Annotated in this window: 27 protein-coding genes and 1 pseudogene; 17 read left to right on the forward strand and 11 right to left on the reverse strand. The window is 52.9% G+C overall.

Annotation, left to right across the window (positions count from 1 at the left end; all coding sequences use genetic code 11):
• The first annotated feature begins 143 nt into the window (after positions 1 to 143).
• Both lsrG and ACUTQ5_RS02510 read left to right on the forward strand, forming a co-directional pair.
• Positions 144 to 437, forward strand: coding sequence for a (4S)-4-hydroxy-5-phosphonooxypentane-2,3-dione isomerase (gene lsrG, locus ACUTQ5_RS02505; RefSeq protein WP_012005816.1), 294 nt, complete (start codon positions 144 to 146; stop codon positions 435 to 437).
• Between the two features lie 87 nt (positions 438 to 524).
• The gene (locus tag ACUTQ5_RS02510) at positions 525 to 1,118 is read left to right on the forward strand and encodes a LysE family translocator (protein WP_445649932.1); all 594 of its coding nucleotides are present in this window, start codon (positions 525 to 527) and stop codon (positions 1,116 to 1,118) included.
• Here the strand turns inward: ACUTQ5_RS02510 and ACUTQ5_RS02515 are convergent.
• A complete protein-coding gene (locus ACUTQ5_RS02515; RefSeq protein ID WP_445649933.1) occupies positions 1,115 to 1,933 on the reverse strand; it encodes an AraC family transcriptional regulator in 819 nt (272 codons plus the stop codon). The two genes, ACUTQ5_RS02510 and ACUTQ5_RS02515, sit on opposite strands and share 4 nt — an antisense overlap.
• A 68-nt stretch (positions 1,934 to 2,001) precedes the next feature.
• Between ACUTQ5_RS02515 and ACUTQ5_RS02520 the strand changes: the two genes are divergently transcribed.
• On the forward strand, positions 2,002 to 2,220 hold the full coding sequence (locus ACUTQ5_RS02520; RefSeq protein WP_445649934.1) for a DUF7661 family protein: 219 nt from the start codon (positions 2,002 to 2,004) through the stop codon (positions 2,218 to 2,220).
• 32 nt (positions 2,221 to 2,252) lie between these two features.
• Here ACUTQ5_RS02520 and ACUTQ5_RS02525 read toward each other — a convergent pair whose 3' ends face one another.
• From ACUTQ5_RS02525 to bhsA (ACUTQ5_RS02545), 5 genes are all read right to left on the reverse strand, one after another.
• Positions 2,253 to 3,101 (reverse strand): PA4780 family RIO1-like protein kinase, encoded by an 849-nt coding sequence (locus ACUTQ5_RS02525; protein ID WP_445649935.1) that lies wholly within the window; start codon positions 3,099 to 3,101, stop codon positions 2,253 to 2,255.
• Between the two features lie 123 nt (positions 3,102 to 3,224).
• Entirely contained in the window at positions 3,225 to 4,715 is a 1,491-nt protein-coding gene (gene amyA / locus ACUTQ5_RS02530; RefSeq protein WP_445649936.1) for an alpha-amylase, read from the reverse strand.
• 187 nt (positions 4,716 to 4,902) lie between these two features.
• Positions 4,903 to 5,760 carry a diaminopimelate epimerase gene (dapF, locus tag ACUTQ5_RS02535; protein WP_445649937.1) on the reverse strand — a complete coding sequence of 286 codons (858 nt, stop codon included), beginning with the start codon at positions 5,758 to 5,760 and terminating at the stop codon, positions 4,903 to 4,905.
• A gap of 115 nt (positions 5,761 to 5,875) precedes the next feature.
• Positions 5,876 to 6,133, reverse strand: coding sequence for a multiple stress resistance protein BhsA (bhsA, locus tag ACUTQ5_RS02540; protein ID WP_445649938.1), 258 nt, complete (start codon positions 6,131 to 6,133; stop codon positions 5,876 to 5,878).
• A 202-nt stretch (positions 6,134 to 6,335) separates the two neighbouring features.
• A complete protein-coding gene (bhsA, locus tag ACUTQ5_RS02545; RefSeq protein ID WP_445649939.1) occupies positions 6,336 to 6,593 on the reverse strand; it encodes a multiple stress resistance protein BhsA in 258 nt (85 codons plus the stop codon).
• A 175-nt stretch (positions 6,594 to 6,768) separates the two neighbouring features.
• Between bhsA (ACUTQ5_RS02545) and ACUTQ5_RS02550 the strand changes: the two genes are divergently transcribed.
• The gene (locus ACUTQ5_RS02550; RefSeq protein ID WP_445649940.1) at positions 6,769 to 7,413 is read left to right on the forward strand and encodes a TetR/AcrR family transcriptional regulator; all 645 of its coding nucleotides are present in this window, start codon (positions 6,769 to 6,771) and stop codon (positions 7,411 to 7,413) included.
• Positions 7,414 to 7,504: 91 nt separating this feature from the next.
• On the opposite strand, the gene ACUTQ5_RS02555 is transcribed toward ACUTQ5_RS02550, so the two are convergent.
• A complete protein-coding gene (locus ACUTQ5_RS02555; protein ID WP_445649941.1) occupies positions 7,505 to 7,948 on the reverse strand; it encodes an acetyltransferase in 444 nt (147 codons plus the stop codon).
• Between the two features lie 118 nt (positions 7,949 to 8,066).
• Here ACUTQ5_RS02555 and ACUTQ5_RS02560 point away from each other — a divergent pair.
• The 6 genes and pseudogenes from ACUTQ5_RS02560 to trpS all read left to right on the forward strand — a co-directional run.
• Positions 8,067 to 8,243: pseudogene (locus ACUTQ5_RS02560) on the forward strand (oxygenase MpaB family protein); the annotation flags it as partial.
• 66 nt (positions 8,244 to 8,309) lie between these two features.
• Positions 8,310 to 8,663, forward strand: a complete 354-nt coding sequence (locus tag ACUTQ5_RS02565) for a LysR substrate-binding domain-containing protein (RefSeq protein ID WP_445649942.1) — start codon at positions 8,310 to 8,312, stop codon at positions 8,661 to 8,663.
• A gap of 108 nt (positions 8,664 to 8,771) precedes the next feature.
• Complete coding sequence (locus ACUTQ5_RS02570; protein ID WP_445649943.1) at positions 8,772 to 9,875, forward strand: suppressor of fused domain protein; 1,104 nt, start codon at positions 8,772 to 8,774, stop codon at positions 9,873 to 9,875.
• Between the two features lie 27 nt (positions 9,876 to 9,902).
• Entirely contained in the window at positions 9,903 to 10,430 is a 528-nt protein-coding gene (locus tag ACUTQ5_RS02575) for a cysteine hydrolase family protein (RefSeq protein ID WP_445649944.1), read from the forward strand.
• A 39-nt stretch (positions 10,431 to 10,469) separates the two neighbouring features.
• On the forward strand, positions 10,470 to 10,742 hold the full coding sequence (locus ACUTQ5_RS02580) for a hypothetical protein (protein WP_445649945.1): 273 nt from the start codon (positions 10,470 to 10,472) through the stop codon (positions 10,740 to 10,742).
• 99 nt (positions 10,743 to 10,841) lie between these two features.
• Positions 10,842 to 11,849: a tryptophan--tRNA ligase gene (gene trpS, locus ACUTQ5_RS02585; protein ID WP_445649946.1), complete on the forward strand. Its 1,008-nt coding sequence runs from the start codon at positions 10,842 to 10,844 to the stop codon at positions 11,847 to 11,849.
• Positions 11,850 to 11,876: 27 nt separating this feature from the next.
• On the opposite strand, the gene ACUTQ5_RS02590 is transcribed toward trpS, so the two are convergent.
• Entirely contained in the window at positions 11,877 to 13,235 is a 1,359-nt protein-coding gene (locus tag ACUTQ5_RS02590; RefSeq protein ID WP_445649947.1) for an MFS transporter, read from the reverse strand.
• A 225-nt stretch (positions 13,236 to 13,460) separates the two neighbouring features.
• Positions 13,461 to 14,366, reverse strand: coding sequence for a GntR family transcriptional regulator (locus ACUTQ5_RS02595; protein WP_445649948.1), 906 nt, complete (start codon positions 14,364 to 14,366; stop codon positions 13,461 to 13,463).
• Positions 14,367 to 14,504: 138 nt separating this feature from the next.
• On the opposite strand from ACUTQ5_RS02595, the gene ACUTQ5_RS02600 reads away from it, so the two are divergent.
• From ACUTQ5_RS02600 to ACUTQ5_RS02630, 7 genes are all read left to right on the forward strand, one after another.
• The gene (locus ACUTQ5_RS02600) at positions 14,505 to 15,527 is read left to right on the forward strand and encodes a zinc-binding alcohol dehydrogenase family protein (protein WP_445649949.1); all 1,023 of its coding nucleotides are present in this window, start codon (positions 14,505 to 14,507) and stop codon (positions 15,525 to 15,527) included.
• Positions 15,528 to 15,646: 119 nt separating this feature from the next.
• Positions 15,647 to 16,480, forward strand: a complete 834-nt coding sequence (phnC, locus tag ACUTQ5_RS02605) for a phosphonate ABC transporter ATP-binding protein (RefSeq protein WP_012005843.1) — start codon at positions 15,647 to 15,649, stop codon at positions 16,478 to 16,480.
• Positions 16,481 to 16,585: 105 nt separating this feature from the next.
• Entirely contained in the window at positions 16,586 to 17,518 is a 933-nt protein-coding gene (gene phnD / locus ACUTQ5_RS02610; RefSeq protein WP_445649950.1) for a phosphonate ABC transporter substrate-binding protein, read from the forward strand.
• 261 nt (positions 17,519 to 17,779) lie between these two features.
• On the forward strand, positions 17,780 to 18,643 hold the full coding sequence (gene phnE / locus ACUTQ5_RS02615; protein WP_445649951.1) for a phosphonate ABC transporter, permease protein PhnE: 864 nt from the start codon (positions 17,780 to 17,782) through the stop codon (positions 18,641 to 18,643).
• Positions 18,640 to 19,539, forward strand: coding sequence for a phosphonate ABC transporter, permease protein PhnE (phnE, locus tag ACUTQ5_RS02620; RefSeq protein WP_445649952.1), 900 nt, complete (start codon positions 18,640 to 18,642; stop codon positions 19,537 to 19,539). The genes phnE (ACUTQ5_RS02615) and phnE (ACUTQ5_RS02620) overlap by 4 nt, the downstream gene beginning before the upstream one ends.
• A gap of 292 nt (positions 19,540 to 19,831) precedes the next feature.
• The gene (locus ACUTQ5_RS02625) at positions 19,832 to 20,299 is read left to right on the forward strand and encodes a YehS family protein (protein ID WP_174353070.1); all 468 of its coding nucleotides are present in this window, start codon (positions 19,832 to 19,834) and stop codon (positions 20,297 to 20,299) included.
• Between the two features lie 167 nt (positions 20,300 to 20,466).
• Positions 20,467 to 22,077 (forward strand): AAA family ATPase, encoded by a 1,611-nt coding sequence (locus ACUTQ5_RS02630; RefSeq protein ID WP_445649953.1) that lies wholly within the window; start codon positions 20,467 to 20,469, stop codon positions 22,075 to 22,077.
• Positions 22,078 to 22,182: 105 nt separating this feature from the next.
• On the opposite strand, the gene ACUTQ5_RS02635 is transcribed toward ACUTQ5_RS02630, so the two are convergent.
• Both ACUTQ5_RS02635 and ACUTQ5_RS02640 read right to left on the reverse strand, forming a co-directional pair.
• A complete protein-coding gene (locus tag ACUTQ5_RS02635) occupies positions 22,183 to 23,682 on the reverse strand; it encodes a SulP family inorganic anion transporter (protein WP_445649954.1) in 1,500 nt (499 codons plus the stop codon).
• On the reverse strand, positions 23,679 to 24,290 hold the full coding sequence (locus ACUTQ5_RS02640; protein WP_445649955.1) for a carbonic anhydrase: 612 nt from the start codon (positions 24,288 to 24,290) through the stop codon (positions 23,679 to 23,681). The genes ACUTQ5_RS02635 and ACUTQ5_RS02640 overlap by 4 nt, the downstream gene beginning before the upstream one ends.
• Positions 24,291 to 24,885 lie beyond the last annotated feature (595 nt).

Raw genomic sequence — 24,885 nt, forward strand, 5'->3', positions numbered from 1 at the left:
CTCTTGGTGCTGGTGGGGGAAAGGGTGGGGCTGGCAGGATTTGTGAACTGTACTGCAAAATTGCCGTTGCGGGGGGTAAATCAGCGGGAATAAACCTATGGTTGGAAAGCACATTGATCGTCAAGGTGAAACAAGGAGCCGCCATGCACGTCACTCTGGTAGAAATTAACGTTAAACAAGACAAAATCGACGAATTTATTGAGGTGTTTCGCGCCAATCATCTGGGGGCGATCGAAGAACCGGGTAATCTGCGTTTTGACGTATTGCAGGATGAAACCATCCCGACGCGTTTTTATATCTATGAAGCTTACCGGGACGAGCAGGCGGTCGCCGCCCACAAAAAGACGCCGCACTATCTGCAATGCGTGGAAAAACTGGAAGCCTTGATGACCGGGCCACGCAAGAAAACTAGCTTTATCGGCCTGATGCCGGGTTAGGCCAGTACGTCAGGGTAATTTTGTTCAATACATTGCTTACTCGGGTCGTCAGTCTGGCATCTGTGAATTCTTTCTCAGGTGCCCGTAATGAATATTTATCTTTCGATGGCCGCTTTTGCGCTGGCCTCTTCCATCACTCCCGGTCCGGTCAATATCGTGGCGCTGAGCGCTGGGGCGCAATTTGGTTTTAGCGCCACCTTGCGGCATGTTTTTGGTGCCACGCTGGGTTTTACCCTGCTATTGATTCTGATTGGGCTGGGGTTGAACCAGTTACTGACGCTGTGGCCGGTGCTGACTCAGGTGATCCAATGGGCGGGTATCGCCTTTTTACTGTTTATGGCTTATCAATTGGCCTTTGGCGATGGACGACTGGGTAACGGCAGTCAGTCGCAAGCCCCCTCGTTCTGGTATGGCGCCTTGCTGCAATGGCTTAACCCTAAAGCCTGGCTGGCGTCGGTGGCCAGTCTGGGGGTGTTTGTCGCCGACGGTGACCGGTTGTTGCTATGGCAGTTCGCGGTGATTTATTTTGTCATCTGCTATGTCTCGGTGGCCTGCTGGGCCTACACCGGCGCGATGCTGACCGGTGTATTGCAACAGGCTCGCAATGTGCAGCGTTTTAATCGTTTGATGGCGTTGCTGTTGGCGGTCAGCGCCTGTTATTTGCTGGCCGACGGCGTTTAGCGCGGATTTTGGTACTGGCCGGGGGTGACGGCCAGTAGCTGTTTGAAGGTGCGTTGAAAGTGCGCCTGGTCGGCAAAGCCGCTTTCGCTGGCGGCCGCGGCGATCGGATAGCCCCGTTTCAGCAGCCGATGGCCGAACTGAATACGCTGATTGACCAGGTAGGCGTGCGGCGTCATGCCGTAACGCCGCTTAAAGGCGCGGATTAAGTAAGAGGGTGAGAGTGCTGCCGCCTGGCAGATAGCTTCCAGCGTCAGTGGTTGGGTGCAATGTTGGCTGATAAAGGTTGCCGCCGCCTTGAGTCTCGGATGCTCGGCTTCGGCTGCTGATAGGCGAACATCGCCCTGACAGATTTGTAGCTCGGTGAAGTATTCCACCAGGGCGATCTGTTTTTCCAACTGGCAATGCTGCGGGTCGATCAGTAGGGCATACAGCCGATTCAGACCATCGAACAGGGGCGCGGCACGGCTCATTACCCGATCAAACGGAATAAAACCACCGTCGCCACCGACGATCTCCTGCTGCAGTTTACCCAGCCAGGTGGCATCAATATAAAACATGATGTATGACCAGCGCTGGTCACCGATGGGGTTGCAAGCGTGGGCCTGCTGCGGGTTAATTATCACCACGTCACCGGTGCTGACCTGCAGTTGTTGGTGGCCGTTAATATAAATGCTGGTGCCGCCGGTGATAGCCCCGATGGAGAAGATTTCATGGCTATGCAGGGCGTAACAAACTTTGCGGCCATCTTCAATGGCGCGAGCTTCCACAAAAGGGAGCTGCGGATCTCGCCAGAATTGCGGAGCGGTAGCGGTCATTAACTTTCCTTTCAGAGTCGGCAGGGCTAGCTTGTTATAGCGTAAAATGAACCTGAGAGGGAATGCGGATGATGATTTTCAATGTGTTTGGCCGCTTGCTGGGCGTAAAACGAGTAGGGACGCAATGGCAGTTATTTCGCGTGACGTTGCCGGAGCGTAAGTATGCGCGTAGCTACGATATCGTATTGCCAGATGAGTTAACCGAGGGAGAGATTGCCGGTTATTTGGGGGACATTTATCACGAGGAGGCGACTGAACACCATCCCGACGCCTTCAGGATTGAATAAACCCCGGCCACAGAGAAGTGACCGGGGGGCTTTTAATCTTCTTCGTTGCGGGCCATCAACTGGCGTTGATGTTCTTCGCTGGCTGCCTGGATCTCCTCCAGCACTGAACCGACATCGGCGCGTTTGTTGCTTTCGGCAAACTTGCCGGTCAACACGCTGGCCGGCGTCAGGTTGCCTTCCTGATATAGCGCCCAGATTTCTTTGGCGTATTTGCTACCCAGCAGTTCCGGCGCATACTGGCCGTAAAACTGCGACATGTTGTTGATATCACGTTCGAACATGCTTTTGGCGTGGTTGTTGGCAGCGGCATCCACCACCTGCGGCAGATCGATAATCACCGGCCCATCTTTGTCCATCAGCACGTTGAACTCCGACAAGTCACCATGTACCAGCCCGGCGCACAGCATGCGTACTGCGTAATTCATCATCAGTGCGTGATCGGCCCGCGCCTGCTCCGGCGTTAAGGTAACATCGCTCAGACGCGGGGCTACCAGGCCTTCTTCGTCGGTGATCAGTTCCATCAGCAGCACGCCATCCAGACAGATATCCGGCTGCGGCACGCGCACGCCCGCTTTGGCGAGCAGGTACAGCGCGTCAACCTCGGTGTTCTGCCAGGCTTCTTCCTGCTGCTGGCGACCGAATTTCGACCCTTTGCTCATGGCACGCGCATCGCGGCTATTACGCACCTTGCGGCCTTCCTGATAGTTCACGGCCTGCTTGAAGTTACGCTTGTCTGCTTCTTTGTAAACTTTGGCGCAGCGGATCTCTTCGCCGCAGCGCACGATAAAGACGTCGGCTTCTTTGCCACTTTTCAAACGACGAATGACGTCGTCGATTAAACCATCATCTACCAATGGCTGGAGTCGTTTTGGAATTTTCATGCAGCCTTGTACCCTATTTAGGCTCCGGTGTGAATGGTTTGCTAAGGTGTTGCCTCAATTTAGACCAGAAAGGCAAAATTTAGTTTGCCGCCGCTGCGACACATGGCCGCAACGGCGCACCTGCTACAGAGTTTCTGCCAGTACCCAAACGCTGACGCTGCCGCCGTTAACCGGGAAAGTGGCATTCCCCTGCTCGTCGGTGGTGACCTCATCCTGACGGTTACCGAGCAGGTCGCGCCAGTTTTTATGCGCCAGTTCAGTGCCCAGTGAAACCGCCTTGCCGCTTTCAGCCCCGTTGGTGAGCACCACTACGCAACCAGGGGCGTCGGCGGTACCGCTGCGGCTGAAGGCCACGCAGTTTTTATCATCAAAATAATCGGTTTGCACGCCGTTGGCAAAGCGTTGTCGCGCCTGAATCAACTTTTCCAGTTCAGGGATGACCGGCATATCAATCAGGTATTCCTGGCCGTCGCTGCCTTTATCCTTATAGCTGGCACCGAACAGGTCAGGATAGAACACGCAGGGCACGCCTTGTTCGCGCAACAGGATCAGGGCGTAGGCCAGCGGTTTGAACCAGGGTTCGACCGGTGCCTCCAGCGATTGTAGCGGTTGCGTGTCGTGGTTGGCGACCAGCGTGACCGAATGGGCCGGATCGGCCGCGGTCAAGGTGTCGGTGAATATCTGCGCCATGTCGAACCCGTCACCCTGTTTCGATGCCCGATGAAACTTCAGGTGCAAGGCTACGTCGAACAACATCACTTTGCCCTCGACCAGGTCAATATACTGCTGTAGCGCAGCCAGATCGTGTGACCAATATTCAGCGACAATAAACAGATCGCGCTGCGCGCTGTCGCGTACGTGGTCAGCCCACTCTTTAAAGAACCAGGCCGGAATGTGTTTGGCTGCGTCCAGGCGGAAACCGTCGCAGGGCAGGGTTTCAAGCAGCCAGCGTGCCCAGTATTTTAGTTCTTCCACTACCGCCGGGTTGCGAAATTCGACGTCCGCACCCATCAGATAATCATAATTGCCTTTTTCGTCGCCAACCTGGTCGTTCCAGCCGTCGTCACCGTAGTCATTGGCGATTTTGAACACGCCTTTTTCATCGGGCTGTTCAACGTAATCCACCCCGCCGAAACATTTGTAATCCCAAATGAATTTGGAATAGGCACCTTGTCTACCGGGGAAGGTGAAGCGGGTGTAGGCCAGGGCGTCGAAGCCCTGGTCATTAATATCGTTGCGGTTGTTGGCATCCGCCTTGTACACGTGCACCTGTTCTTTTTCGTCGGCACCGAGCTTATGGTTGAAAACCACGTCATAAATCACCCGCACGCCGTTGTCGCGAAGCGTATTCACGGCATTTGCCAACGCCTCTTTATCACCGTATTTGGTGGCGCGGCTGCCTTTTTGATCAAACTCACCCAGGTCGAACAGATCATAACTATCGTAACCTACCGAATAGCCGCCGGAAGCGCCCTTATAGGCGGGAGGCAGCCACAGATCGGTGATGCCCAGCTCGGCAATGTGCGCTGCGCGTTCGGCTGCCTCTGGCCATAACTGACCGCCATCCGGGTAATACCAATGGAAAAACTGCAGCAAGGTAGTTTTTTTCGTCATGAGCAAGCCGTCCTATTTGCCAGAAGGAGGTGCAGAATGAGCGGTGGCCCACCCCATACCGTTACAGCATGGGCTACTTTTGACAAAAGGGAAACTCGGTTTGAGAGGCTAATGGTGCCACCCTGAGAGGTTACCGCAAATTAGAGGGCGTTCATGCAGAACTGCACAGATTTATGCCTCGGCAATATCACCGCAACGCATCCTCGCCGCCGATAAAGCAGTCTTCATCCAGTGTCAAACTGGCAATCTTATGTACCGGTCCGAGCATACTGACTTGAAAGTCGCCACTGAAACTTATCTGCAGTAGGCCGCCTGGCATGTGGACGATAACCTTATCATCCACCTGATTCAGCTTGCGCATCACACTGGCCGCTGCACAACTGCTGCTGCCAGAGGCCATAGTAAAACCAGCACCCCGTTCCCAGATGCCAATGCGTAACGTATTGCGATCTATCACTTCAACCAACTGCACATTGGTTCGCTTGGGGAACAGTGGATGATGCTCGATCTGTGGCCCTAGCCGGTGAACCTGTGCCAAATCAAGCCGGGCGACCGGTACCACGCAGTGTGGGTTACCCATCGACACCAGAGACACGCTGAGGGTTTCCTCTGCTAATGAAAGCGGGTAGTTAAGTGCTTCGGGCAAATCGATCAGCGCCGGCAGCGCTGTTGGATTGAAATTGGCGCGGCCCATATCCACCTGAACTTGGTGTTTATCTTCGTTAACCTGGCAGCGCACATCACCACCTGCGGTATGTACCCAAAACGGCAGGTGATTGACTCGGCCTATATCGAAAAGATAACGGGCATAAATGCGCAGACCGTTGCCACTTTTCTCCGCTTCTGAGCCATCTGGATTAATGATGCGTAGCGTAGGGTTTATGCTGTCTCCGCTGTCGATCAGCAAACCGTCCGACCCAATACCGTAATGGCGGTGACACAAGATGCGTATTTGTTCGTTGGTCAGTTGTGTGGCGACAGAACGGTGGCACACCAGGTAATCATTACCCAGTCCGTGATATTTATGGAAAAGCAATGGCGTCATGGTATCTGTCAGATTTTGTTGTGGCAGGGAATCACAGATTACAACAGATTTTCGGCGGGACAATAAAACAAGAGGCAGCCAAGGCTGCCTCTTTGCATAATGGCTAACTCAGCAATTAATTGTAGATGATCGCAGTACCGTGCAGCTTGTTGTCACCGGTAGTTGAGATGATCTGGAATGATTTGGCGCCGGCTTCATCCGCTTTGGCAGCCAGTTTGTTTTCCAGGCTGGTCAGGTCGGAAGCACCGCTAACGGTAACCACCCCGGCTTTTTGCAGATCAGCCGGTTGAGCATTAACCAGTTCGGCGGCGAAACTACCGAATGAAGCAGAAGCCAGGGCGATGGCGGCAATGGTGATTTTCAGGTTTTTCATGGTCTTATTTCCTATCTTGGTATTCTGTACGATGTTTTCATTGGGGTCGTTAAATTAATTAACGATCGATAATTTAATGTTAGACGCCACTTCGGCGCTTTGCAAATATTTTTTTAGTGTTCGTTAATTAATTTTTTGTTCTCGTCGTTAACCGGAAGCATAACGGTCATTACCAGCCGGAAAGCTTAAATTTAACTTATTGTTATTTATAGATTACTGCGGTGCCATGCAGTTGATTGTTGCCACCGGCACCAATGATGCGGAATGATTTTGCACCGGCTGCATCTGCTTTGGCTGCCAAATCGGCTTCCAGCGAGCTGATATCGGAAGCACCGCTGACGGTGATCACGCCGAGTTTTTGCTGATCTGCCGGTTGGTTGTGAACCAAGTCAGCAGCGAAGCTACCGAAAGAAGCAGAGGCCAGTGCGATGGCGGTAAGAGTAATTTTTAAGTTTTTCATGATGTTAATTCCTATATCAGAAGCGTAAATTGGGTTGGTTAATCTTTGTTGTCATAATTACTTAACGATCGATAACTAAATGTTAATCGCTTCTCGACGGCAGCGCAATATTTTTTTATAATGATCGTTAATTTAATTGCCAAGCCCTGCTGTGGAGCGGGATAAGAGAGGGGCTATGAGTATCAATGAAGAAGTCTGCGCCAAAAAAACGCGTGGCAGACCGAAGCAGTTTGATCGCGACCGTGCGCTGGACAGCGCGCTCGATCTGTTCTGGCGGCACGGTTATGACTCTACGTCGTTGGCCGATCTGGTAGAAGTCACCGGTGCCAAAGCACCAACGCTGTACGCCGAGTTCGGTAACAAGGAAGGGCTGTTTCGCGCGGCGGTGGAGCGATATCTGCAAAAATACACCACCTATACCAATCAATTGTTGGAGCGGGATTTGCCGATCGCGGAAATCGTTGAGGCTTATGTGCGCTCTTCAGCGGAAGTGTTTACCGATCCGGATACGCCGTCCGGCTGCTTTATGGTCTGTGCCTCTGCGGCGCTGTCTTCATCTTCCGATGAAGTAGCCGAGATGCTGCGTAAAAAACATCATTCGAATGAAGCCAGCCTGCGAGCCTGTTTTGACCGCAAGGTACAGCAGGGGGAGTTATTGGCGAAAACCGATACCGCACTGTTGGCGAAATATATCGTTTGTACCATTGAAGGGATGTCGGTTCAGGCACGTGAAGGGGCTAGCCGTGAGGATTTATATCGCTTGCTCGATGCGTTGATGCTGGTTTGGCCGCGTCTCAGCCAGGTGGGCAATAAGGTTTAGGGTAAGAAATTTGGCCAGAGGTCGCAGCGTTGCGGCCTCTATTGGTTTTGCGCTAAAACTACAGCCAAGGTGAGCCTGGCCACCGGGTTTTTTAACGCTTGTCGAGCTTCATGTGCAGCAGCGGGAAAGGATTGCCCTGACCGTCGAGTGCCGAACGGCCGGTAATTTCAAAACCGTAGTGGCGGTAAAAACCGCTGGCCTGCGGGTTCTGTTCATTAACATCCAACTGCAACTCATCATGTAGCGTTTCGGCGTGGGCCAGCAGCGCTCTGCCGACGCCTTTGCCACGCTGCTCCTCATCGATAAACAGCATTTCTACCTTATTACCGCTCAGCCCGATAAAACCGCAAGGATGACCGGCTCGATCTTCTGCAACCCAAACGTCGACCGCCGGCAAATAGTCGTTAAGCACCAACGGGTAGAGTTGGGCGATATTCTCTTCGGTGAGAAAATGGTGGGTGGCGCGGACCGAACGCTGCCAAATCTCAGCCAGTTGCGCATTGTCTTGTGCTGCGCGTGCTCGGATAGTGATCATAGAAACTCCTGTGGTGATTTACTTATTTTAAACGCGACCCCAGAGTCTGGCGACAGTCAGCGCAATAAAAGTTTCTAGTTTGGGTGACTGCCGTCGTTCGGGCAGATAGACCATATGCCTCGATCTACTACCGGAGTGGGCGTAGCAGCAGTTTGGTTTTTCTCCCGGCGTATTGCGGCAAAAACGGGTGCAGGCCGGTGTCAGTGGCGTAGGTAAAGTGTTGCGTGGCTCAATGCGTAACGGCTCCTATCAACGGGCGCTACGACGAATTAACAAAACCGTCGTAGCGCATTGACCATCACCGCAGGTTAGCGGGGAAATTTCCAGGCAGCTCGCTGGCGGGACAGTTAATCACCTGCTATTGAATGGCCCGCTGACTCAGGCCGAACGGGGGCGTTTTTATCGCGAGGTGATTACCGATCCTCTGCAGCAAGCTGATGCTGCGTGGAGTTTTACCACCTTTGACGCGGCGATACAGGCGATATGCCATGGGGTGGGACACGGCTGGCTGCCACAGAACCGGATCACCGGGCTGCTGGCCAGTGGTGAATTGCAGTCCTTGCCGCTTGCCGGGCAGCGGATCCGTGCCACGCCACTATATTTAATTTATGGAAACCCTCAGGGGTATTTTGATTTGACGACCAGAGCCATGGCGGAAATGATTACCAGTGCGGTGCAATCCGACGATCAATTAGCCAATAGCCCGAAATTTTGAGACTTTTACGGGTGATCCGGCCGCTAATGCGCTTTACACTGGGCCAAAGCCAATTCCTATTTTTTAGCGTGCAGCGTTATTCTGCGCCTTGACCCTATTTGAGGTTATATGAACGAGTTACACGTACTTGCTGAAGTCAGTAATGAGAACCAGACGCTGGTGGCGGTGGTTCAGCAAGATAGTCGGGCTGCCTATTTTTATATTTATCCTTCAGAAGAAAATAGCGAACGTTTCCAGGTGCGTGCCTGCTGGCTGCGTAATCTGGCGGCCGCGCCGCAGAAGGAAGACAGCGCGGCGCTGGCGCTGGGGCAGCCACCAATGCTGGCGGCTGAGTTTTGCCGCAATCTGGAGGGGGAAGCGCCACTGAACCCGGAAGGACTGATGGTGGTCTGGACGGAGAGCGACGACGGTGCAGCGCTGTGGTATTACGGCCAATTGCTGGCGGTGATCCCTGGCTGGAGCCTGTATATCGACCACTCGGTGTGCTACTCCGCCAGTTGCATTAAGGAAAGCCCATTGGCTTACCCGTTGGGATCCGCCTCCACCAATACCCAGTATGCGCTGGCGGAAAAAACCCGCCAGTTCTGGCGCAGTTGGCAGCGGGAAGAGGGTAACCCATGGCCAAAAATGCAGAACGACTATCAGGCGGTTTACGATCAGCATTTTGGCCCTTCGGTGAAATACTACGCGATCGATCAGGGCAAGTGGCCACCGATGGCTATCACCCAGCATGAGCGCGACGGCATCTACTATTTTCTTACCATGGGTGTCAGTATCCGCCCGATGCCGTGGGTAGAGATCCTGTTTAACGACGACGCCTCCCGTTATCGCCGCATGGAAATGGGCATCGCCATCGACGGTCAGTACATGACCGAGGAGAACGCTGTGCAGATGGCCAGCGCACTGGCCGGGTTCGCTCACGCGCCATGGGCTAAAATTACCTGGTTTGGCGAAGGTCATACTCTGGAGTCTGAGGTGGCACCACAGGGCTATGAGGGCTACGTGCTGTCCTCCTCGTTTTACCCCTATAATGAACATCTGAACCTGCCGAAACAGTATAGCGACCCGGTAAATGTTTTTTGGGCCAGCCCGGTTTTTGAAGCCGAGCGCCTGCTGGCGCACGCGACGCCGAATGGCGGTCACGATCTGGTGAGTAAGTTGCGTGAGCAGGGTGTTGACCATATCTTCCGCCCGCGCCAACCGATATGCTGATCGCCGATTAAATTTACGGGAGTTATCATGACGTCCGCTCTGTTAATTATAGATGTGCAGCAAGGGTTGTTTACGCCACCGCCGGCCGATGCCGAAGCGACGCTTGATCGTATTAACAGTTTGAGCAACGCTGCCCGTCGGGCCGGAGTTCCGGTGATTTTTATCCAGCACCAGACCCCGGACGATGAGCTGGCGTACGGCAGCGATGCCTGGCAGATTGACCGCCGTTTGCAGGTGAAAGACGGCGATCATCGGGTGGAGAAAACCACGCCGGACTCCTTCCTGCGGACCGGACTGGGACCGTTGCTGGTGGCTAATGGGGTTTCACACCTGGTGGTCTGCGGTTACTCCAGCGAGTTTTGCGTCGATACCACCACCCGTCGTGCCGCCGGGTTAGGCTACCCGGTGACGCTGGCCGCCGACGCCCATACCAGTCATGACAAAGCGCACGCCACTGGCATACAGATCCGTGCCCATCACAACGCCACGCTGTCGAATATTGAAAGCTTCGGCGTGTTGATCAACGCACTGCCGACGGCGGAAATTCACTTCTGATCGCCAGATAAAAAACGGGCCGGTCTATGTACCCGGCCCGTGAGCGTTATTTCAATCCCGCCCTGCGTGCTGCCACTTTGGCCAGCGCTGACCCGGGTAAATCCGGTGTTGATGCCGGCCCTGTTTGCAAGCCTGCCATCCCCCAGCGTGGTGTTCCGCGAACTGAGCGGCACCGGCAGCCCGGTACCCTATACGTTGGCGCTGAATTGGCAACCTGCGGTGATTGACAACCTGCATACCGGGGGATACCTTAAAAGCATGAATATACCGATGCAATCCACACTCAATCAGTCTTGGTGGCGCCTCTTCTGAAGGCGGCACGGGTATTCACACCTCTTTTCAATGCCGCCGGTTCTGGCGGCATTTTTATTGCGTTGATCCGGTGGTGTATTTACTTTCAGGAGCAAGGCAATGAGCTATACCATTCTGACCGGCGATCGTCCCACCGGGTCGCTGCATTTAGGCCACTACGTCGGATCACTGCGCCAGCGCGTTGAGCTGCAACAAAACCATCAGCAAACGGTGTTGGTGGCGGACCTGCAGGGGCTGACCGATAACGGCAACAATCCGCAAAAAATCAGCACCAACGTACTTAATCTGGTCGCCGACTATTTGGCGGTCGGTATAGATCCGCAGAAAACCACCCTTTGCCTGCAATCCGCGCTGCCGGCGCTGGCCGAACTGACGATGTATTATCTCAATCTGGTTAGCGTGGCGCGGCTGGAACGCAATCCGACGGTGAAAAGTGAAATCCTCGAAAAGGATTTTTCTCGCAGCCTGCCAGCCGGCTTTCTGGTCTACCCGGTTAGCCAGGCGGCGGACATTACCGCCTTTGGCGCCACTCACGTGCCGGTCGGCGACGACCAATTGCCGATGCTGGAGCAAACCAACGAGATCGTACGGCGTTTCAATCGCATCGTCGGCCGGCAGGTCTTGACGGAGTGCCAGCCGCTGTTAAGTAACGTCAGCCGCCTGCCGGGGCTGGACGGGCAGGGCAAGATGTCGAAGTCGCGCGGTAACACCATCACCTTGGGTGCCGACGCCGATCAGGTACATAAGGCGGTGATGAGCATGTTTACCGATCCTGAGCACTTGAATATCAACGATCCCGGCCGGGTGGAGGGCAATATGGTGTTCACCTATCTGGATGCCTTCTGTGACGATGCCGCGCTGGTGGCGGAGCTGAAAGCGCACTATCGCCGCGGTGGGTTGGGCGACATGAAAATCAAACGCCTGTTGGAGGATTGCCTGCAAAGTCTTCTGGAGCCGATCCGCACGCGCCGGGCGCAATACCTGGCCGATAAAGGCGAGCTGTTGAGCATTCTGCAACAGGGCACCCAACGTGCCGACCAGGTCAGTCGGCAAACGCTGGGGCAGGTGAAGGCAGCATTGGGGCTGGATTTCTTTACCCTCAATTGAATGTCAGCTCCTTTGTTGGGAAGGGCGTCAGGCGGCGCTGTCAACGATCGGGTGTTTAACCACGAAGATATACGACAGCGCGCCGATGACAGTAAAGCAGGAGCAGAGGGTAAGGGCCAGGCTGAAAGAGTGGGTGGTATCGAGGATCCAACCGGTGACCACTGGCGCGAACGAGGCAAAGATAAAGCTGGCGAAGTTTTGAATGCTGCCGACCGAAGCGGTCATGCGTGAATTCACCGCCACGTGGATCAGGCCCCAGCAGGAGGTACCGGCAAAGTGAATGCAAAACAGCGCCATGCCGATCAACAATACTGCGCTGTAGGTGGCGGTGGCCTGAGCGACCACGGCGGTAAAGGAAGCAGACAGCAACATACCGGCGACGATACAAATTTTGCGACTTTTCAGCGGTGCCATGCCGCGACGCACCAAAAAGTCGGTGACGAAGCCGTTCGACAACATGCCGGCGGCGCCAAACAGGAACGGAATGGCACTCAGCAGCCCGGTGCTTTTCAGATCCAGATGGTAAGTGGTCTGCAGATAACCCGGCAGCCAGGCCAGGTACAGCCAGGCGGTGTAGTTAATGCCGCTGAAGCCAATCATCATGCCCCACATGGTACGGTTTCTGAATAGCGCACGCCATTCACGAAAGTTCATTGGTTCAGGTCGGGCGCTGACGCTACCGGCATTCAAATAAGCCTGTTCCTGAGCACTCAGGCTGACGTCCTGTCGGTTGCGGTACAGCATGTACCAGCCGATGGACAGTGCGATACCCAATACGCCGATGGTGATAAACATGCCGCGCCAGCCGAAGGCCAGCATCATGGCGGTGAGGATCGGTGGGCTGATCGCCAGCCCAATGGTCGATGCGGCATTAAAAATCCCCATCGGCATACCGCGATCCTTGATATTGAACCAGTCGTTGATCACCTTCACGCCGCAGGGGTTCATGGGAGCTTCGCCAATCCCTAGCCCGATACGTACCCAGATAAATTGGGTAAAGCTGTGGATCATGCCGGACAAAGTCTGGAATGCCGACCAGACAAACATGCCGATCCCCAGCATGATGCGTGGACCTTTACGATCCAGCAGCAGGCCGCAGGGCAATTGGGCGATGCCATAGGCCAGGGAGAATGCCGACAGTAACAGGCCGATTTCGGTACCGCTCAGCCCCATTTCTTGGCGGATGGTGGAGTTCGCCACCGAGAGCGAGCTGCGGTCAAGAAAGTTGATTATGGCGGCCAAAAATAACAGCAACATGGCCGTGGTTTGAATTTTTTTAATTCTGGCCGAACGAACCAGTATTCCCTCCGGCGGCATCGGAATTATGTGATCGGAATAGGGTTCATCCTGTTCTTTCCCGGTATTAATCGTATGACTTCTTTCCATTTCATCCTCCAGAATTTCGCATTAATAATATTTATTATTCCGGGTATTCCCCTGGGTGGTGTCTTAATGAAGGTATTAGCAGGTGGTCGGCAGTAAGCCTAGAGGGTGAAATATTTTAGGCGGTGGGTTTTGTTACGGTTCCGTGCGACAGCCAGTATTTTGCTGCTTTTTATCGGTTTTAAATGACGCCAGGGTGTTTTTTATCGATAAAAAACACTCTGTAGCTCAGGCGATGGTCTGATTAAGTGAGCGGATCATCGACTGTTTGGCAGTATCCAAATGACGGTGCAGCGCGTTGATGGCTTCCTGATCGTTACGGCAAATAAGCGCGCTGAGAATGGTCATGTGTTCTTCAATGGCAATGATATTACGCTGTTTAAGATCGGTCTCATCCCACTGATAATGGAAGTGGAAAATCACCGAAATGATCTCCAGCGACTGATTGAAAAAAGGGTTATTGGCGGCGGAGAGGATCAGCCGGTGGAAGTCGCGATCCAACTGGGAAAACAGGCGATAGTTGTCGCTGATGCTTTCCCGCAGTTGGCGGTGGCGGCTCAGCAACTCCTTGGCCTGCAGCCAGCGTGGGTCATGCGCCGGCAGATTGATAAAGTGGGACAGGGCGTGCGTTTCCAGCATTTGGCGCAGCTCAAACAGCTGTTCGGCATAACGCTGGTCAAACTGCTTCATCCGCCATTGCCCGCGCTTGATGCTGTCGATCAGATTGTAACGGCTAAAATGCAGCAGAAATTCCCGCACCACCACCGGGCTCACATTGACCGCGCGTGCCAATTGCAGCTCGCTGAAGCTGTCCCCGGCGCGCAGTTGTTTCTGATTAATCATCTGGTAGAACGCTTTTTCGAACCTTTTTCCCTGCTCGTCCAGAGAAGGGCTTTGGCAGTCGAAGCCGTCTTCCGGCTGGGGCTGGCGTAAAATCACATAGTCGTCCCCGACCTTTTCCAGCACGCCGCGTTGGAACAAATGCGTCAGCGTATGGCGCACCGTGGTGCGGCTGATATTGTACATTTCGGCCAGCGCGGCCTGGGACGGCAGCGGCGAGCGCAGGTGGTTATTGTTGATGCCATCAATCATTTGGTTAACCACGTTGTGCCGCAGGTTTTGGGTTCTGCTCATGCGAGCCTCGGATGTTTTTTATCTATTTAAAACCAATTTAAAGCGGTTTATTTTGTACTGCTTCACAGAATTTGCTTCCGACTTCATGCTTGTCGACGCTTTTATTTAATAACTGATCCCATAAATAAAGGGGAGGTTATGAAAACAATGAAAGTATTAGTTCTCGAACAACCAACGAAATTAATTTATCAGCAGCGTCCGGTACCTATTCCTGCGCAGGCCGAAGCGGTGATAAAAATGATTACCGTGGGTATTTGTGGCACGGATATTCACGCCTGGTCCGGTCAGCAACCTTTCTTTAGTTATCCGCGGGTTTTGGGCCATGAAATATGCGGCGAGATTGTCAGCCTGGGCAGTCAGACGGCCGGCTGGCAGGTCGGGCAGCGCGTGACGCTGATGCCCTACCTTGCCTGCCATCATTGCGGTGCCTGCCAGAGTGGCAAAACCAACTGCTGCGAGAATATTTCGGTGATTGGCGTACATCAGGACGGCGGCTTTTGCGAGTATCTCAGCGTGCCGGTCAGCAACCTGCTGGCGGTGGACGATGTGGCGCCAGAGGCCGCAGCCCTGATTGAGCCGTTTGCCATCAGCGCTCATGCGGTTCGCCGTGCGGCCATTGCGCCGGACGATCCGTTATTGGTAGTGGGGGCCGGGCCTATCGGCCTGGGGGTGGCGGCAATCGCCAAGGCTGACGGGGCGCAGGTGGTGGTGGTTGAAACCAGCGCCGAACGGCGGCGGCATGTCGAGCAGGTGCTGCAACTACCGACGCTCGACCCACAGGATGACCAGTTTGAAGCCCGGCTGTGCGGCCACTTTGGCGGTATGCTGGCGGCGAAAGTGATCGACGCCACCGGTAGCCGACAGGCGATGAACAATGCCGTCAACCTGATCCGTCACGGCGGCAGCATCGTTTTTGTTGGGCTGTTCAAGGGGGATTTGCAATTCTCGGACCCCGAGTTCCATAAAAAAGAAACCACCCTGATGGGCAGTCGCAATGCAACCGAAGAGGATTTCGCCAAGGTCGGCCGTTTGATGGCGGCAGGGGCGATCACCGCCCAAATGATGTTGTCCCACCATTTCGACTTCGACAGCCTGGCGCAGCATTATGAAGAACAGGTGATCAATAACAAGCAGTTAATTAAGGGCCTTATTCGCTTTTGACCTCTGCGGGGAATGGCGGTATTCGTCATTTCCCGGCCATAAAACCATCATCCCGTTGTCATAAAGTTATTCGTTAATAGGTGCCCATAATGATTAGCCACTGAAACCAGAGAAATCATATGGGTCAGGCACAGTTAAAATTAGCAACCACCGACTTTCCAGGGCAACAACCGCTATCATCCCGCAAGGTGTTATCGGTAAAAGGCCTGGGCAAAGCTTATAAATCACAGCAACGGGTGCTGGACGATATCAACTTCGACCTGCACGTTGGCGAGTTCGTGGCGGTGATCGGCCGTTCCGGCGCCGGTAAATCTACTCTGCTACACACCCTGAACGGCACTATTCCTTCGAGCTGCGGCGAGATGCTGCACTTTGAAGATGACGGTGTGGCACAGGACATCGCACAGCTGAGCGCCCGTCAAATGCGCCAGTGGCGTGCCCGTTGCGGCATGATCTTCCAGGACTTCTGCCTGGTACCGCGGCTGGACGTGATAACCAACGTGCTGTTGGGCCGCCTGAGCCACACTTCTACCCTGAAATCCTTCTTCAAACTGTTTGATGACGCCGACCGCGCCCGCGCCATCGAACTGTTGCAATGGCTCAACATGTTGCCGCATGCGCTGCAGCGCGCCGAGAACCTGTCCGGTGGCCAGATGCAACGCGTGGCGATCTGCCGTGCGCTGATGCAAAACCCCAAAATTCTGCTGGCCGATGAGCCGGTGGCATCACTCGATCCGAAAAACACCCGTCGCATTATGGATGCGCTGCAAAAAGTCAGTGAAAACGACATTGCGGTGATGGTGAATCTGCACTCGGTCGAACTGGTGAAAGAATATTGCACCCGGGTGATTGGTATTGCCCAGGGCAAAATTGTGTTTGACGGTCATCCGTCGCAACTGAACGAACGGATACTGCATCAGCTGTATGGCGAGGAAGCCAATCAAATCCATTGAGACTTTTGACAACATGGGGAAAAAGCGTGGTTTTTCCCTACTTTGTGGTTATCAGTCTGATTGAAACCCTTATTTTCACTTTTACCTTACACACAAGGCATCGTAATGAAAAAAGTATTGAGTCTGACCACCCTGATGGCCGGCGCGATGGTGGTATTTAACGCTACCGCAGCGGACGCGCCTAAAGTACTGAATCTGGGCATTCTCGGTGGGCAGAACGCCACCCAGCAAATTGGTGATAACCAATGCGTTAAACAGTTCCTGGACAAGGAGCTGAGCGTTGACACCAAGCTGCGCAACTCTTCCGACTATTCCGGCGTCATTCAGGGCCTGTTGGGCGGCAAAATTGACCTGGTGTTGAGCATGTCGCCGTCGTCGTTTGCCTCGGTGTACATCAAGGATCCGAAAGCGGTGGATATCGTCGGCATCGCGGTTGATGACGTCGACCAATCCCGTGGTTACCACTCGGTAGTGGTCGTTAAAGCCGGCAGCCCGTATAAAAAGCTGGAAGATCTGAAAGGCAAGGCCGTGGGCTTCGCCGATCCGGATTCTACTTCCGGCTTCCTGATCCCGAACCAGGAATTCAAGAAACTGTTTGGCGGCACGGTAGACAACAAATACAACAATACTTTCTCCAGCGTGACCTTCTCCGGTGGCCATGAGCAGGACGTTCTCGGTGTGCTGAACGGTCAGTTCGAAGGTGCAGTGACCTGGGCGTCGATGATCGGCGACTACAACACCGGCTACACCAGCGGCGCGTTCACCCGCATGATCCGTATGGATCACCCGGACCTGATGAAACAGATCCGCATTATCTGGCAGTCGCCGCTGATCCCGAACGGCCCAATCCTGGTGAGCAACGCACTGCCGGCAGAGTTCAAAGCCAAAGTCGTCACCGCGATCAAGAAGCTGGATAAGGACGATCACCAGTGCTTTATCAAAGCGATGGGCGGTAAGCAGCACATCGGCGACACCACTCTGGCGGAATACCAGAACATCATCGATATGAAGCGTGAGCTGACCAAAGGCGACCGTTAATGCTGCCGGGGCTTGGCCAGGCTGAGCCCCGCTGATTTCCTCACGTCGGAAGCCTATACCCAATAGATTTCATATCGCAGGTAGGCGGCAACTGAGTGAGCCCTCAGGAGCTTGGCTTCACCAAGTGACTGGGGTGAGTGACAAATCTGCCGGGAGCAGATTTGAACGCTGCTTGCAGCGGCCCCGTCAGGGGTGAGGCCCAGAGGATGGGCCGAATAAGGCAGTCAACACCCCTGCGGTTTGAAAGATGAAGGGTATATTTTGAATAAAGATTTTGCACACTATTACCAGCAAATCCGCAGCAAGCAAAAACGCGAGACGTTGATCTGGTCGCTCGGCCTGGTGGTGCTTTATCTGGGCGCCGGCAATATCGCCGAGTTCAACTTGCACACCGTGTGGCTGTCGATCCCTCACTTTTTTGATTATCTGGCGGAAACCATTCCGACCCTGCACTGGAAGTTGCTGTTCGCCGATGGCCATACCGAAGGGTCATTGGCCTACTGGGGTTATCGGCTGAACATTCAACTGCCGCTGATCTGGGAAACGCTGCAATTGGCGCTGGCGGCGACCCTTCTGTCAGTGTTGGTGGCAGGCGTTCTGGCGTTTCTGGCGGCCAACAATACCCATAGCCCGGCAACGTTGCGCATGGCGATCCGCACGCTGGTGGCCTTTTTGCGCACCATGCCGGAGTTGGCGTGGGCGGTGATGTTTGTGATGGCGTTCGGTATCGGGGCTATTCCGGGTTTTCTGGCATTGGCGCTGCACACCATAGGCAGCCTGACCAAACTGTTTTATGAGTCGATTGAAACCGCCTCCAACAAGCCGATTCGCGGGCTGACGGCCTGCGGCGCGACATCGCTGCAACGTATGCGTTTTGGCATGTGGCCTCAGGTGAAGCCGGTGTTTCTTTCGTACAGCTTTATGCGGCTGGAAATCAACTTCCGCCAGTCGACCATTCTGGGGTTGGTGGGGGCGGGCGGCATTGGCCAAGAGCTGATGACCAGTATCAAGCTCGATCGCTACGATCAGGTCAGCATGACGTTGCTGCTGATTATCCTGGTGGTCTCGCTGCTGGATTACACCTCAGGTGAGCTACGCAAACGCGTCGTGGAGGGAAAAAAATGATAACGGCACCCACTATTTCGACGGAAAAGCTGCAAACGCTCAAACAGCAGCACCCGGAGATTTTCTCACAGCAACGCCGCTACCTGCGCACCATCGGTATAGTGACAGCGGCTATCGCGCTGTATTACCTGTTCTTCTTCCAGTTTTTCGGCATTGCCTGGCCGCAGTTTATTAACGGCTGTCATCAGCTTGGCCGCTATTTTATGCGCATGTTTGTCTGGCATGACTTCGTCAACTGGCCGTTTATGTACTACTTCCAGCAGATATTTATCACCATTGGCATAGTGTTCGCCGGCACAATCACTGCCTCGTTGATTGCCTTGCCTCTGTCGTTCTTTGCCGCGCGCAACGTGATGTCGACGCCGTTGCTGCGACCGGTTTCGCTGCTGGTGCGCCGCCTCTTGGATATGCTGCGAGGTATCGACATGGCCATTTGGGGGCTGATTTTCGTCCGTGCCGTCGGCATGGGGCCACTGGCTGGGGTATTGGCTATTGTGATGCAGGACGTCGGGTTACTCGGCAAACTCTATGCCGAAGGGCACGAAGCGGTAGATAAATCCCCCAGCCGTGGTCTGACGGCAGTGGGTGCCAACGGCCTGCAAAAGCACCGTTATGGTATCTTTACCCAATCGTTCCCCACTTTTCTGGCGCTCAGCCTGTACCAGATTGAATCCAACACCCGATCTGCGGCGGTGCTGGGCTTTGTCGGCGCCGGTGGTATCGGCCTGGTCTATGCGGAGAACATGCGGCTGTGGAACTGGGACGTGGTGATGTTCATCACCCTGATCCTGGTGGTGGTAGTGATGATAATGGATAAAGTGTCATCCATCCTGCGCAATAAATACATCATTGGCGAAGACATCCCGCTGTATCAGCAAAAAAGCCAAATCGATTGAGAAACCCCGCTCTGATCCCTATACTGCCGCACATATTCAAGATGTGCGGCCATACCCGTCGTCTTTCAAGCCGCAGCGTTGTTACCTGCTTACAAGGTCCATCCATGGTCCTTGCCCCTACGGGGCCGCTGAGCGCGCGTTCAAATCTGTTTCCGACAGATTTGTCGCTCACCCCAGTAACTTACTCGAGTAAGCGCCTGGGGGTGAGCGAGCTGGGAGCCTGGCTGCGACTTGAAAGCCATAGGGTATTACAATGTGCATGTATCTCGGTTTACAAGCTAAAGGCAATTCTATGATCAACAATGACGTGCTGCGCAGCGTGCGCTACATGCTGGGTATCAACGACGCGAAAATGGTGGAGATTATCAAGCTGGATAATTTCGACGTTGCGGTCTCGGCAATGAGCACTTATGTCATCAAGGAAGGTGAGCCGGGGTTCGAAAACTGCCCGGACGAAGTGATGGCGCACTTCCTGAACGGCCTGGTGTTCTTCAAACGCGGCAAGGATGACAAATTCCCGGCACCGGAAGTGGAACTGCCGATCACCAACAATCTGGTGTTGAAAAAGCTGCGCGTAGCCTTCGAGTTGAAAGATACCGATATGCACGAGATCTTCACCGCGGTTGATTTCCGTATCTCCAAGCCGGAACTGAGCGCGCTGTTCCGCAAAGAAGGCACCAAAAACTTCCGCCCCTGTGGCGATCAGATGCTGCGTTATTTCCTGAAAGGTTTGGCGCAGCGTATTCGCGGCGTAAAATAAAAATCTAAAAAATTTTAAGCGCTGTCGTAAGACGGCGTTTTTTTTGTTGACTATTTACTTGCTGGGAAATATAAGTAAGTTGTCTTATCGGTTTTTTTAAGGTTGATTACTTTTTTTTCATTACTGTGGGATTTAAACTAACGGACAGTATTTTGAGGGATTAAATTTTGAATTTTAACTTCGCTATTCCGATTGAAAATTCTCAAATGAGTTTTACGCTTGAGAATGGGAACTCTATTATATTTGTTGGGGCTAATGGTGGTGGAAAAACACGCCTGGCCGTTAAAATAGAGAATGAGCTAGGGTTAAGTGCACATAGAATTTCTGCACATCGTGCATTAAGTTTAAACCCCTCAGTGGCAAAAATAAGTGAAAGGCAAGCCCTCTCTGGATTACGAACGGGATATGCAGATGAAAGCTCAGGTGTTCAGTATAGGGACGGTCGTCGCTGGGGAGGCAAACAGGCAGTAAACCTGCTGAATGATTTTGATTATCTTATTCAGGCACTGTTTGCAGATCAAGCCAATACCTCCTTAATTGCATATAACAAATATAAGCCTGGTGGCCAGGGGGCTGCATCTGATTTTAAACTGACTAAGCTTGATAGGCTTAATGATATATGGTCACGATTACTTCCACATCGAGTGCTACATATTTCTGGTGATGATATTTTGGTCTCACTGCCAGGCCAGGAAACCATGTATAAAGCCTCCGAGATGAGCGATGGAGAACGGGCCATTTTCTATATGATTGGTCAAGTGCTTGTTGCAGATGATAATCAGGTGTTGATCATCGACGAGCCAGAGCTGCATGTCCATCGTTCTATTATGTCAAAGTTGTGGGATGAGCTTGAAGCGGCACGCTCTGATTGTGCATTCGTGTTTATTACTCACGAATTAGAGTTTGCTGCCGCGCGTACCGCCCAAAAGTATGTTATTCGTGATTACAACCCTGCACCGTTTTGGTCTATAGAGGCGGTTCCGGAAGATACGGGTTTTGGCGAGGAGCTGACTACCCTAATCCTGGGAAGCAGAAAGCCGATTCTTTTTGTCGAAGGGAGCAATAGCAGCCTCGATTTAGCCATATACCGTAGTTGTTATCCCGAATGGACTGTAATACCCCGTTCATCATGTAGTGAAGTTATTTATTCAGTTGTAACATTGCGGCATAACGCTATGTTTACCCGTATAACATGTTCTGGAATTGTCGACGCTGATGACTATGATGAGGATGATAAAACGTATCTTGAAACTCTAGGTATTACCACGCTGTCAGTTTCAGAAGTTGAAAATTTAATTTTATTGCCTGATGTGAGCCGTGCTATTGCTGTTAGCGAAGGCTATGCTGATGATGAACTATCTACCCGACTCTCTAACTTGTCAGAGGCAATATTTAATTCCGTTTCTGTACCCGAGGCTATAGAACTGGTTGTTGCTCAATATTGCCGGCGGCGTATTGACCGAGCACTGAAGAAAATCGACTTGAGCAGGGCAAGGACCATTTCTGAAATTGAATCTGAATATGCTGAAAAGACGAATGATTTAAATATCCGTGAAATGGCTGATGGTTTGATGGGTAAAATTCAGCTTGCAATAGAGACCAAGGATTTACCGATGCTGTTGGCGCATTATGATAATAAAGGTTTTGTATCTTTGGCTGCGACACACCTTAAATCTTGTCAGAAGAGAAATTTCGAGGCTTGGCTACTTAGGGTTTTGAGAAACAAAACAAATCCAGGTGTTACGGCCGCGATATCTGGTTACTTACCGGTAATTTAAAGGTGTAAGTTGTGGCGAACAAGAGGGTTTGGTGAGTTTGTTCGTGGCAAGACGGTTAGCTGTTAGATTGAAGGTGCCGGGCTATTTGCCCGGCGCCGTTTTAAATCAGGATGCATCACGTACCAGAATATTCGTTGGCGGATGCAGACTGATGCTGATCTGTTTTTCCGCCGCCGTTTGGCGGTATTCATTGAGCATTGCGCGGATATCGTCGTCCAGATAATTAATCCCTTCGCAATCGATAATCACCGTGCTGTTGTGCTCAATCTGCCCCAGCAAATGCATCAACCGCATCTTATTGAGGAAGGTCAGGTTTTGCTGACACTGCAGCAGATAATGGTCGTCGTAGCGGGTCAGCCGCAGGGCGTGACGGTTGCTTTGATACAGGCTCCACAGTAGTTGCGCCACCAGGCCGATGGCAATACCCGCCAGCATGCCAAACACCAGAATACCGCCGAGGGTGGCGGCAAAAGGGACGAACTGTTGCAGGCCCTGACGCCACAGAGTGATAAAAATACGGGGGTGCGCCAGCTTAAAACCGGTGTAGATCAGGATGGCCGCCAGGCTGGCCAATGGAATGCTGTTGAGCAGTTCGGCAAACAGCAAGGCGCTGAGCAACAACAGCACGCCATGCAGCAGAATAGAGACCCGGCTGCGTGCACCGGCCTGCACGTTGGCAGAGCTACGCACAATGACGGAGGTAATCGGCAAGCCGCCCAACAGCCCACTAATGCAGTTGCCCACCCCCTGCGCGCGCAGTTCTTTATCGGGTGACGGTTCCGGCATCATTGGCGCCATCTTTTTCAACGCTTCCTGACTCAGCAGGGTTTCCAGACTGGCAACTATCGCCAGAGTAATGGCTACCAGATAGACCGCAGGATTACTCCATGCCTGCCAGTTGGGCAACGAAAATTGCCCTTGCAGGGCTTCAAGGCTATCGACTGCCGGTAATTCAATTCGGGGTAGCGTGTCGATGGCGGGCCAAATCTTCTGGCCCAGCCAGACAAACAGACAACCCCACAACACGGCGACCAGCGGGCCAGGTAATGCCGTCAGCCGCAGGCGTTGTTTGAGCGCTGACTTCCCCCAAAAAACAATCAGTAGCAGCGCACCCAGCGTAAGCATGACTGCCGCCGGGGCAATATCTCCACGGAGTTGCTCGGTGGACGGTGTTTCACTCAGACCATGCCCAGACGGATAGCCCATTGCCAGCGGCAACTGTTGCAGGATCAGTAAAATGCCGATGGCGGCCAACATGCCGTGGATCACGGCTCCGGGGATCAATGCTGCCAGTTTGCCGCCGCGCAGCAGGCCGAAGGCCAGTTGCAATATGCCGGCCAAGAGCAGGGCGAATAAGAAGGTGGAAAAGTCGCCCAGCGTCAACATGGCACCGGTGACAATGGTCACCAGTCCGGCGGCCGGGCCGCTGACTGAAAACGGTGAAGGGCTGAGCAGGGTGACGACTATGCCGCCAATCACGCCGGTGAGCAGGCCAACGAACGGCGGGACACCGCTGGCTTGCGCAATGCCCAGGCTCAATGGCAGGGCAACCAGAAAGACCACCAGCCCGGCGGGCAGGTCAAAACGCAGATTGGCACGATTCATGTGACCTTCCCGGCAGCGTTGCGCTGCTCCAGCACATTCAAAAATCCGTTATGCATATCGTAAATGCAGCCGACCAGCGTCAACCCGGCATTATGTCGCCAGGCGCGTTGGATTAACTGGGTTTTGCTGAGGGTATTGAGTTGGAGTTGTACGTTGATGTGGGCCGCTTTATTCAGGTTGTCGTCATGGGTTTCGGTCTCAGTTGGCAAATGCGGCTCTAGTTTGGCACGTAGCGAATTGAGTCGGCGTGTGAGTGAGTCCTTACTGGGGGTATTAGGATTATTCAGAGCCGCTTTGATCCCACCGCAACCGTAATGTCCGCAAATCACGATGGCCCCGACATCCAGATGTTCGACCGCGTATTGCACCACGCTCATCAAATTATCATCCTGCTCTTCGACCACGTTGGAGATATTGCGGTGTACAAACAGCTCGCCGGGTTGCGCACGAACAATAGTTTCGGCAGGGACCCGGCTGTCGGAGCAGCCAATCCAAAGAATGTGCGGTTTCTGCGCCTGTGCCAACTGTGGGAAGTAATGGGGATCGCGGGATTGTTGCTGAGTTGCCCAACTGCGGTTTTTAACCAGCAGATGATTAATCGATGTCATGATAGCTCCTTGGGTCAGGGTATTAAGTCGCGATAAAAGTCAGCGCTGAAATTCAGGCCGCCGCCACTAGCAATAATTCCTGACCAAGGTTAGTTCAATCACACCACCAATGATAAGAAGGCTTTGTGTAAAGTTTTCTATATTGAGGCGGGTTTGGTTGGTTTCTGGGCTTTTAATTCTATTAGGTTATAAATATATATCCGTTATTTTATGGTCTTTAATTCTGTGTTTTTAATTTTTCCCAGTATTTAAGTTTTGCTTGTCGTTAGTTATATAATTCATCATTCTTTTTTGTTTTTGTATTAAAAATCAGTTAATAAAATTATTTAGTAACTAAATAATTTATCATATCCCCAGGCTAATGATTTCTGATTAATCGTAAATGGGTATTCCATTACACGCATGGAATTCAGGGTTAATTAATGAAATCCATTTCGGTAGATCGCCAAAATACTATTTAGTGCACCTTTTTTGTTCGTCACTTGCCCACGAATAGTGCAGGTTTTTGCTGTTTTATTATAAGTTTTTCTTATATTTCATTGAAATCAGCCGATTAAAAATTGGCACGCCGGTTGCTATATGAATCCCATCTTGT

Source organism: Serratia sp. NA_112.1 (assembly GCF_052691715.1).

What these genes read in the sequence shown, in the direction of transcription:
- ACUTQ5_RS02570 (WP_445649943.1), top strand. Translation starts at nt 8,772, where the DNA reads ATGAACGAGTTACACGTACTTGCTGAAGTCAGTAATGAGAACCAGACG.
- ACUTQ5_RS02575 (WP_445649944.1), top strand. Translation starts at nt 9,903, where the DNA reads ATGACGTCCGCTCTGTTAATTATAGATGTGCAGCAAGGGTTGTTTACG.
- ACUTQ5_RS02635 (WP_445649954.1), bottom strand. Translation starts at nt 23,682, where the DNA reads ATGAATCGTGCCAATCTGCGTTTTGACCTGCCCGCCGGGCTGGTGGTC.
- bhsA (WP_445649939.1), bottom strand. Translation starts at nt 6,593, where the DNA reads ATGAAAAACTTAAAAATTACTCTTACCGCCATCGCACTGGCCTCTGCT.
- ACUTQ5_RS02625 (WP_174353070.1), top strand. Translation starts at nt 19,832, where the DNA reads ATGATCAACAATGACGTGCTGCGCAGCGTGCGCTACATGCTGGGTATC.
- ACUTQ5_RS02595 (WP_445649948.1), bottom strand. Translation starts at nt 14,366, where the DNA reads ATGAGCAGAACCCAAAACCTGCGGCACAACGTGGTTAACCAAATGATT.
- lsrG (WP_012005816.1), top strand. Translation starts at nt 144, where the DNA reads ATGCACGTCACTCTGGTAGAAATTAACGTTAAACAAGACAAAATCGAC.
- phnD (WP_445649950.1), top strand. Translation starts at nt 16,586, where the DNA reads ATGAAAAAAGTATTGAGTCTGACCACCCTGATGGCCGGCGCGATGGTG.
- ACUTQ5_RS02510 (WP_445649932.1), top strand. Translation starts at nt 525, where the DNA reads ATGAATATTTATCTTTCGATGGCCGCTTTTGCGCTGGCCTCTTCCATC.
- ACUTQ5_RS02555 (WP_445649941.1), bottom strand. Translation starts at nt 7,948, where the DNA reads ATGATCACTATCCGAGCACGCGCAGCACAAGACAATGCGCAACTGGCT.
- phnE (WP_445649952.1), top strand. Translation starts at nt 18,640, where the DNA reads ATGATAACGGCACCCACTATTTCGACGGAAAAGCTGCAAACGCTCAAA.
- bhsA (WP_445649938.1), bottom strand. Translation starts at nt 6,133, where the DNA reads ATGAAAAACCTGAAAATCACCATTGCCGCCATCGCCCTGGCTTCTGCT.
- dapF (WP_445649937.1), bottom strand. Translation starts at nt 5,760, where the DNA reads ATGACGCCATTGCTTTTCCATAAATATCACGGACTGGGTAATGATTAC.
- trpS (WP_445649946.1), top strand. Translation starts at nt 10,842, where the DNA reads ATGAGCTATACCATTCTGACCGGCGATCGTCCCACCGGGTCGCTGCAT.
- ACUTQ5_RS02600 (WP_445649949.1), top strand. Translation starts at nt 14,505, where the DNA reads ATGAAAACAATGAAAGTATTAGTTCTCGAACAACCAACGAAATTAATT.
- ACUTQ5_RS02520 (WP_445649934.1), top strand. Translation starts at nt 2,002, where the DNA reads ATGATGATTTTCAATGTGTTTGGCCGCTTGCTGGGCGTAAAACGAGTA.
- ACUTQ5_RS02590 (WP_445649947.1), bottom strand. Translation starts at nt 13,235, where the DNA reads ATGGAAAGAAGTCATACGATTAATACCGGGAAAGAACAGGATGAACCC.
- ACUTQ5_RS02515 (WP_445649933.1), bottom strand. Translation starts at nt 1,933, where the DNA reads ATGACCGCTACCGCTCCGCAATTCTGGCGAGATCCGCAGCTCCCTTTT.
- phnC (WP_012005843.1), top strand. Translation starts at nt 15,647, where the DNA reads ATGGGTCAGGCACAGTTAAAATTAGCAACCACCGACTTTCCAGGGCAA.
- ACUTQ5_RS02640 (WP_445649955.1), bottom strand. Translation starts at nt 24,290, where the DNA reads ATGACATCGATTAATCATCTGCTGGTTAAAAACCGCAGTTGGGCAACT.
- ACUTQ5_RS02525 (WP_445649935.1), bottom strand. Translation starts at nt 3,101, where the DNA reads ATGAAAATTCCAAAACGACTCCAGCCATTGGTAGATGATGGTTTAATC.
- ACUTQ5_RS02550 (WP_445649940.1), top strand. Translation starts at nt 6,769, where the DNA reads ATGAGTATCAATGAAGAAGTCTGCGCCAAAAAAACGCGTGGCAGACCG.
- amyA (WP_445649936.1), bottom strand. Translation starts at nt 4,715, where the DNA reads ATGACGAAAAAAACTACCTTGCTGCAGTTTTTCCATTGGTATTACCCG.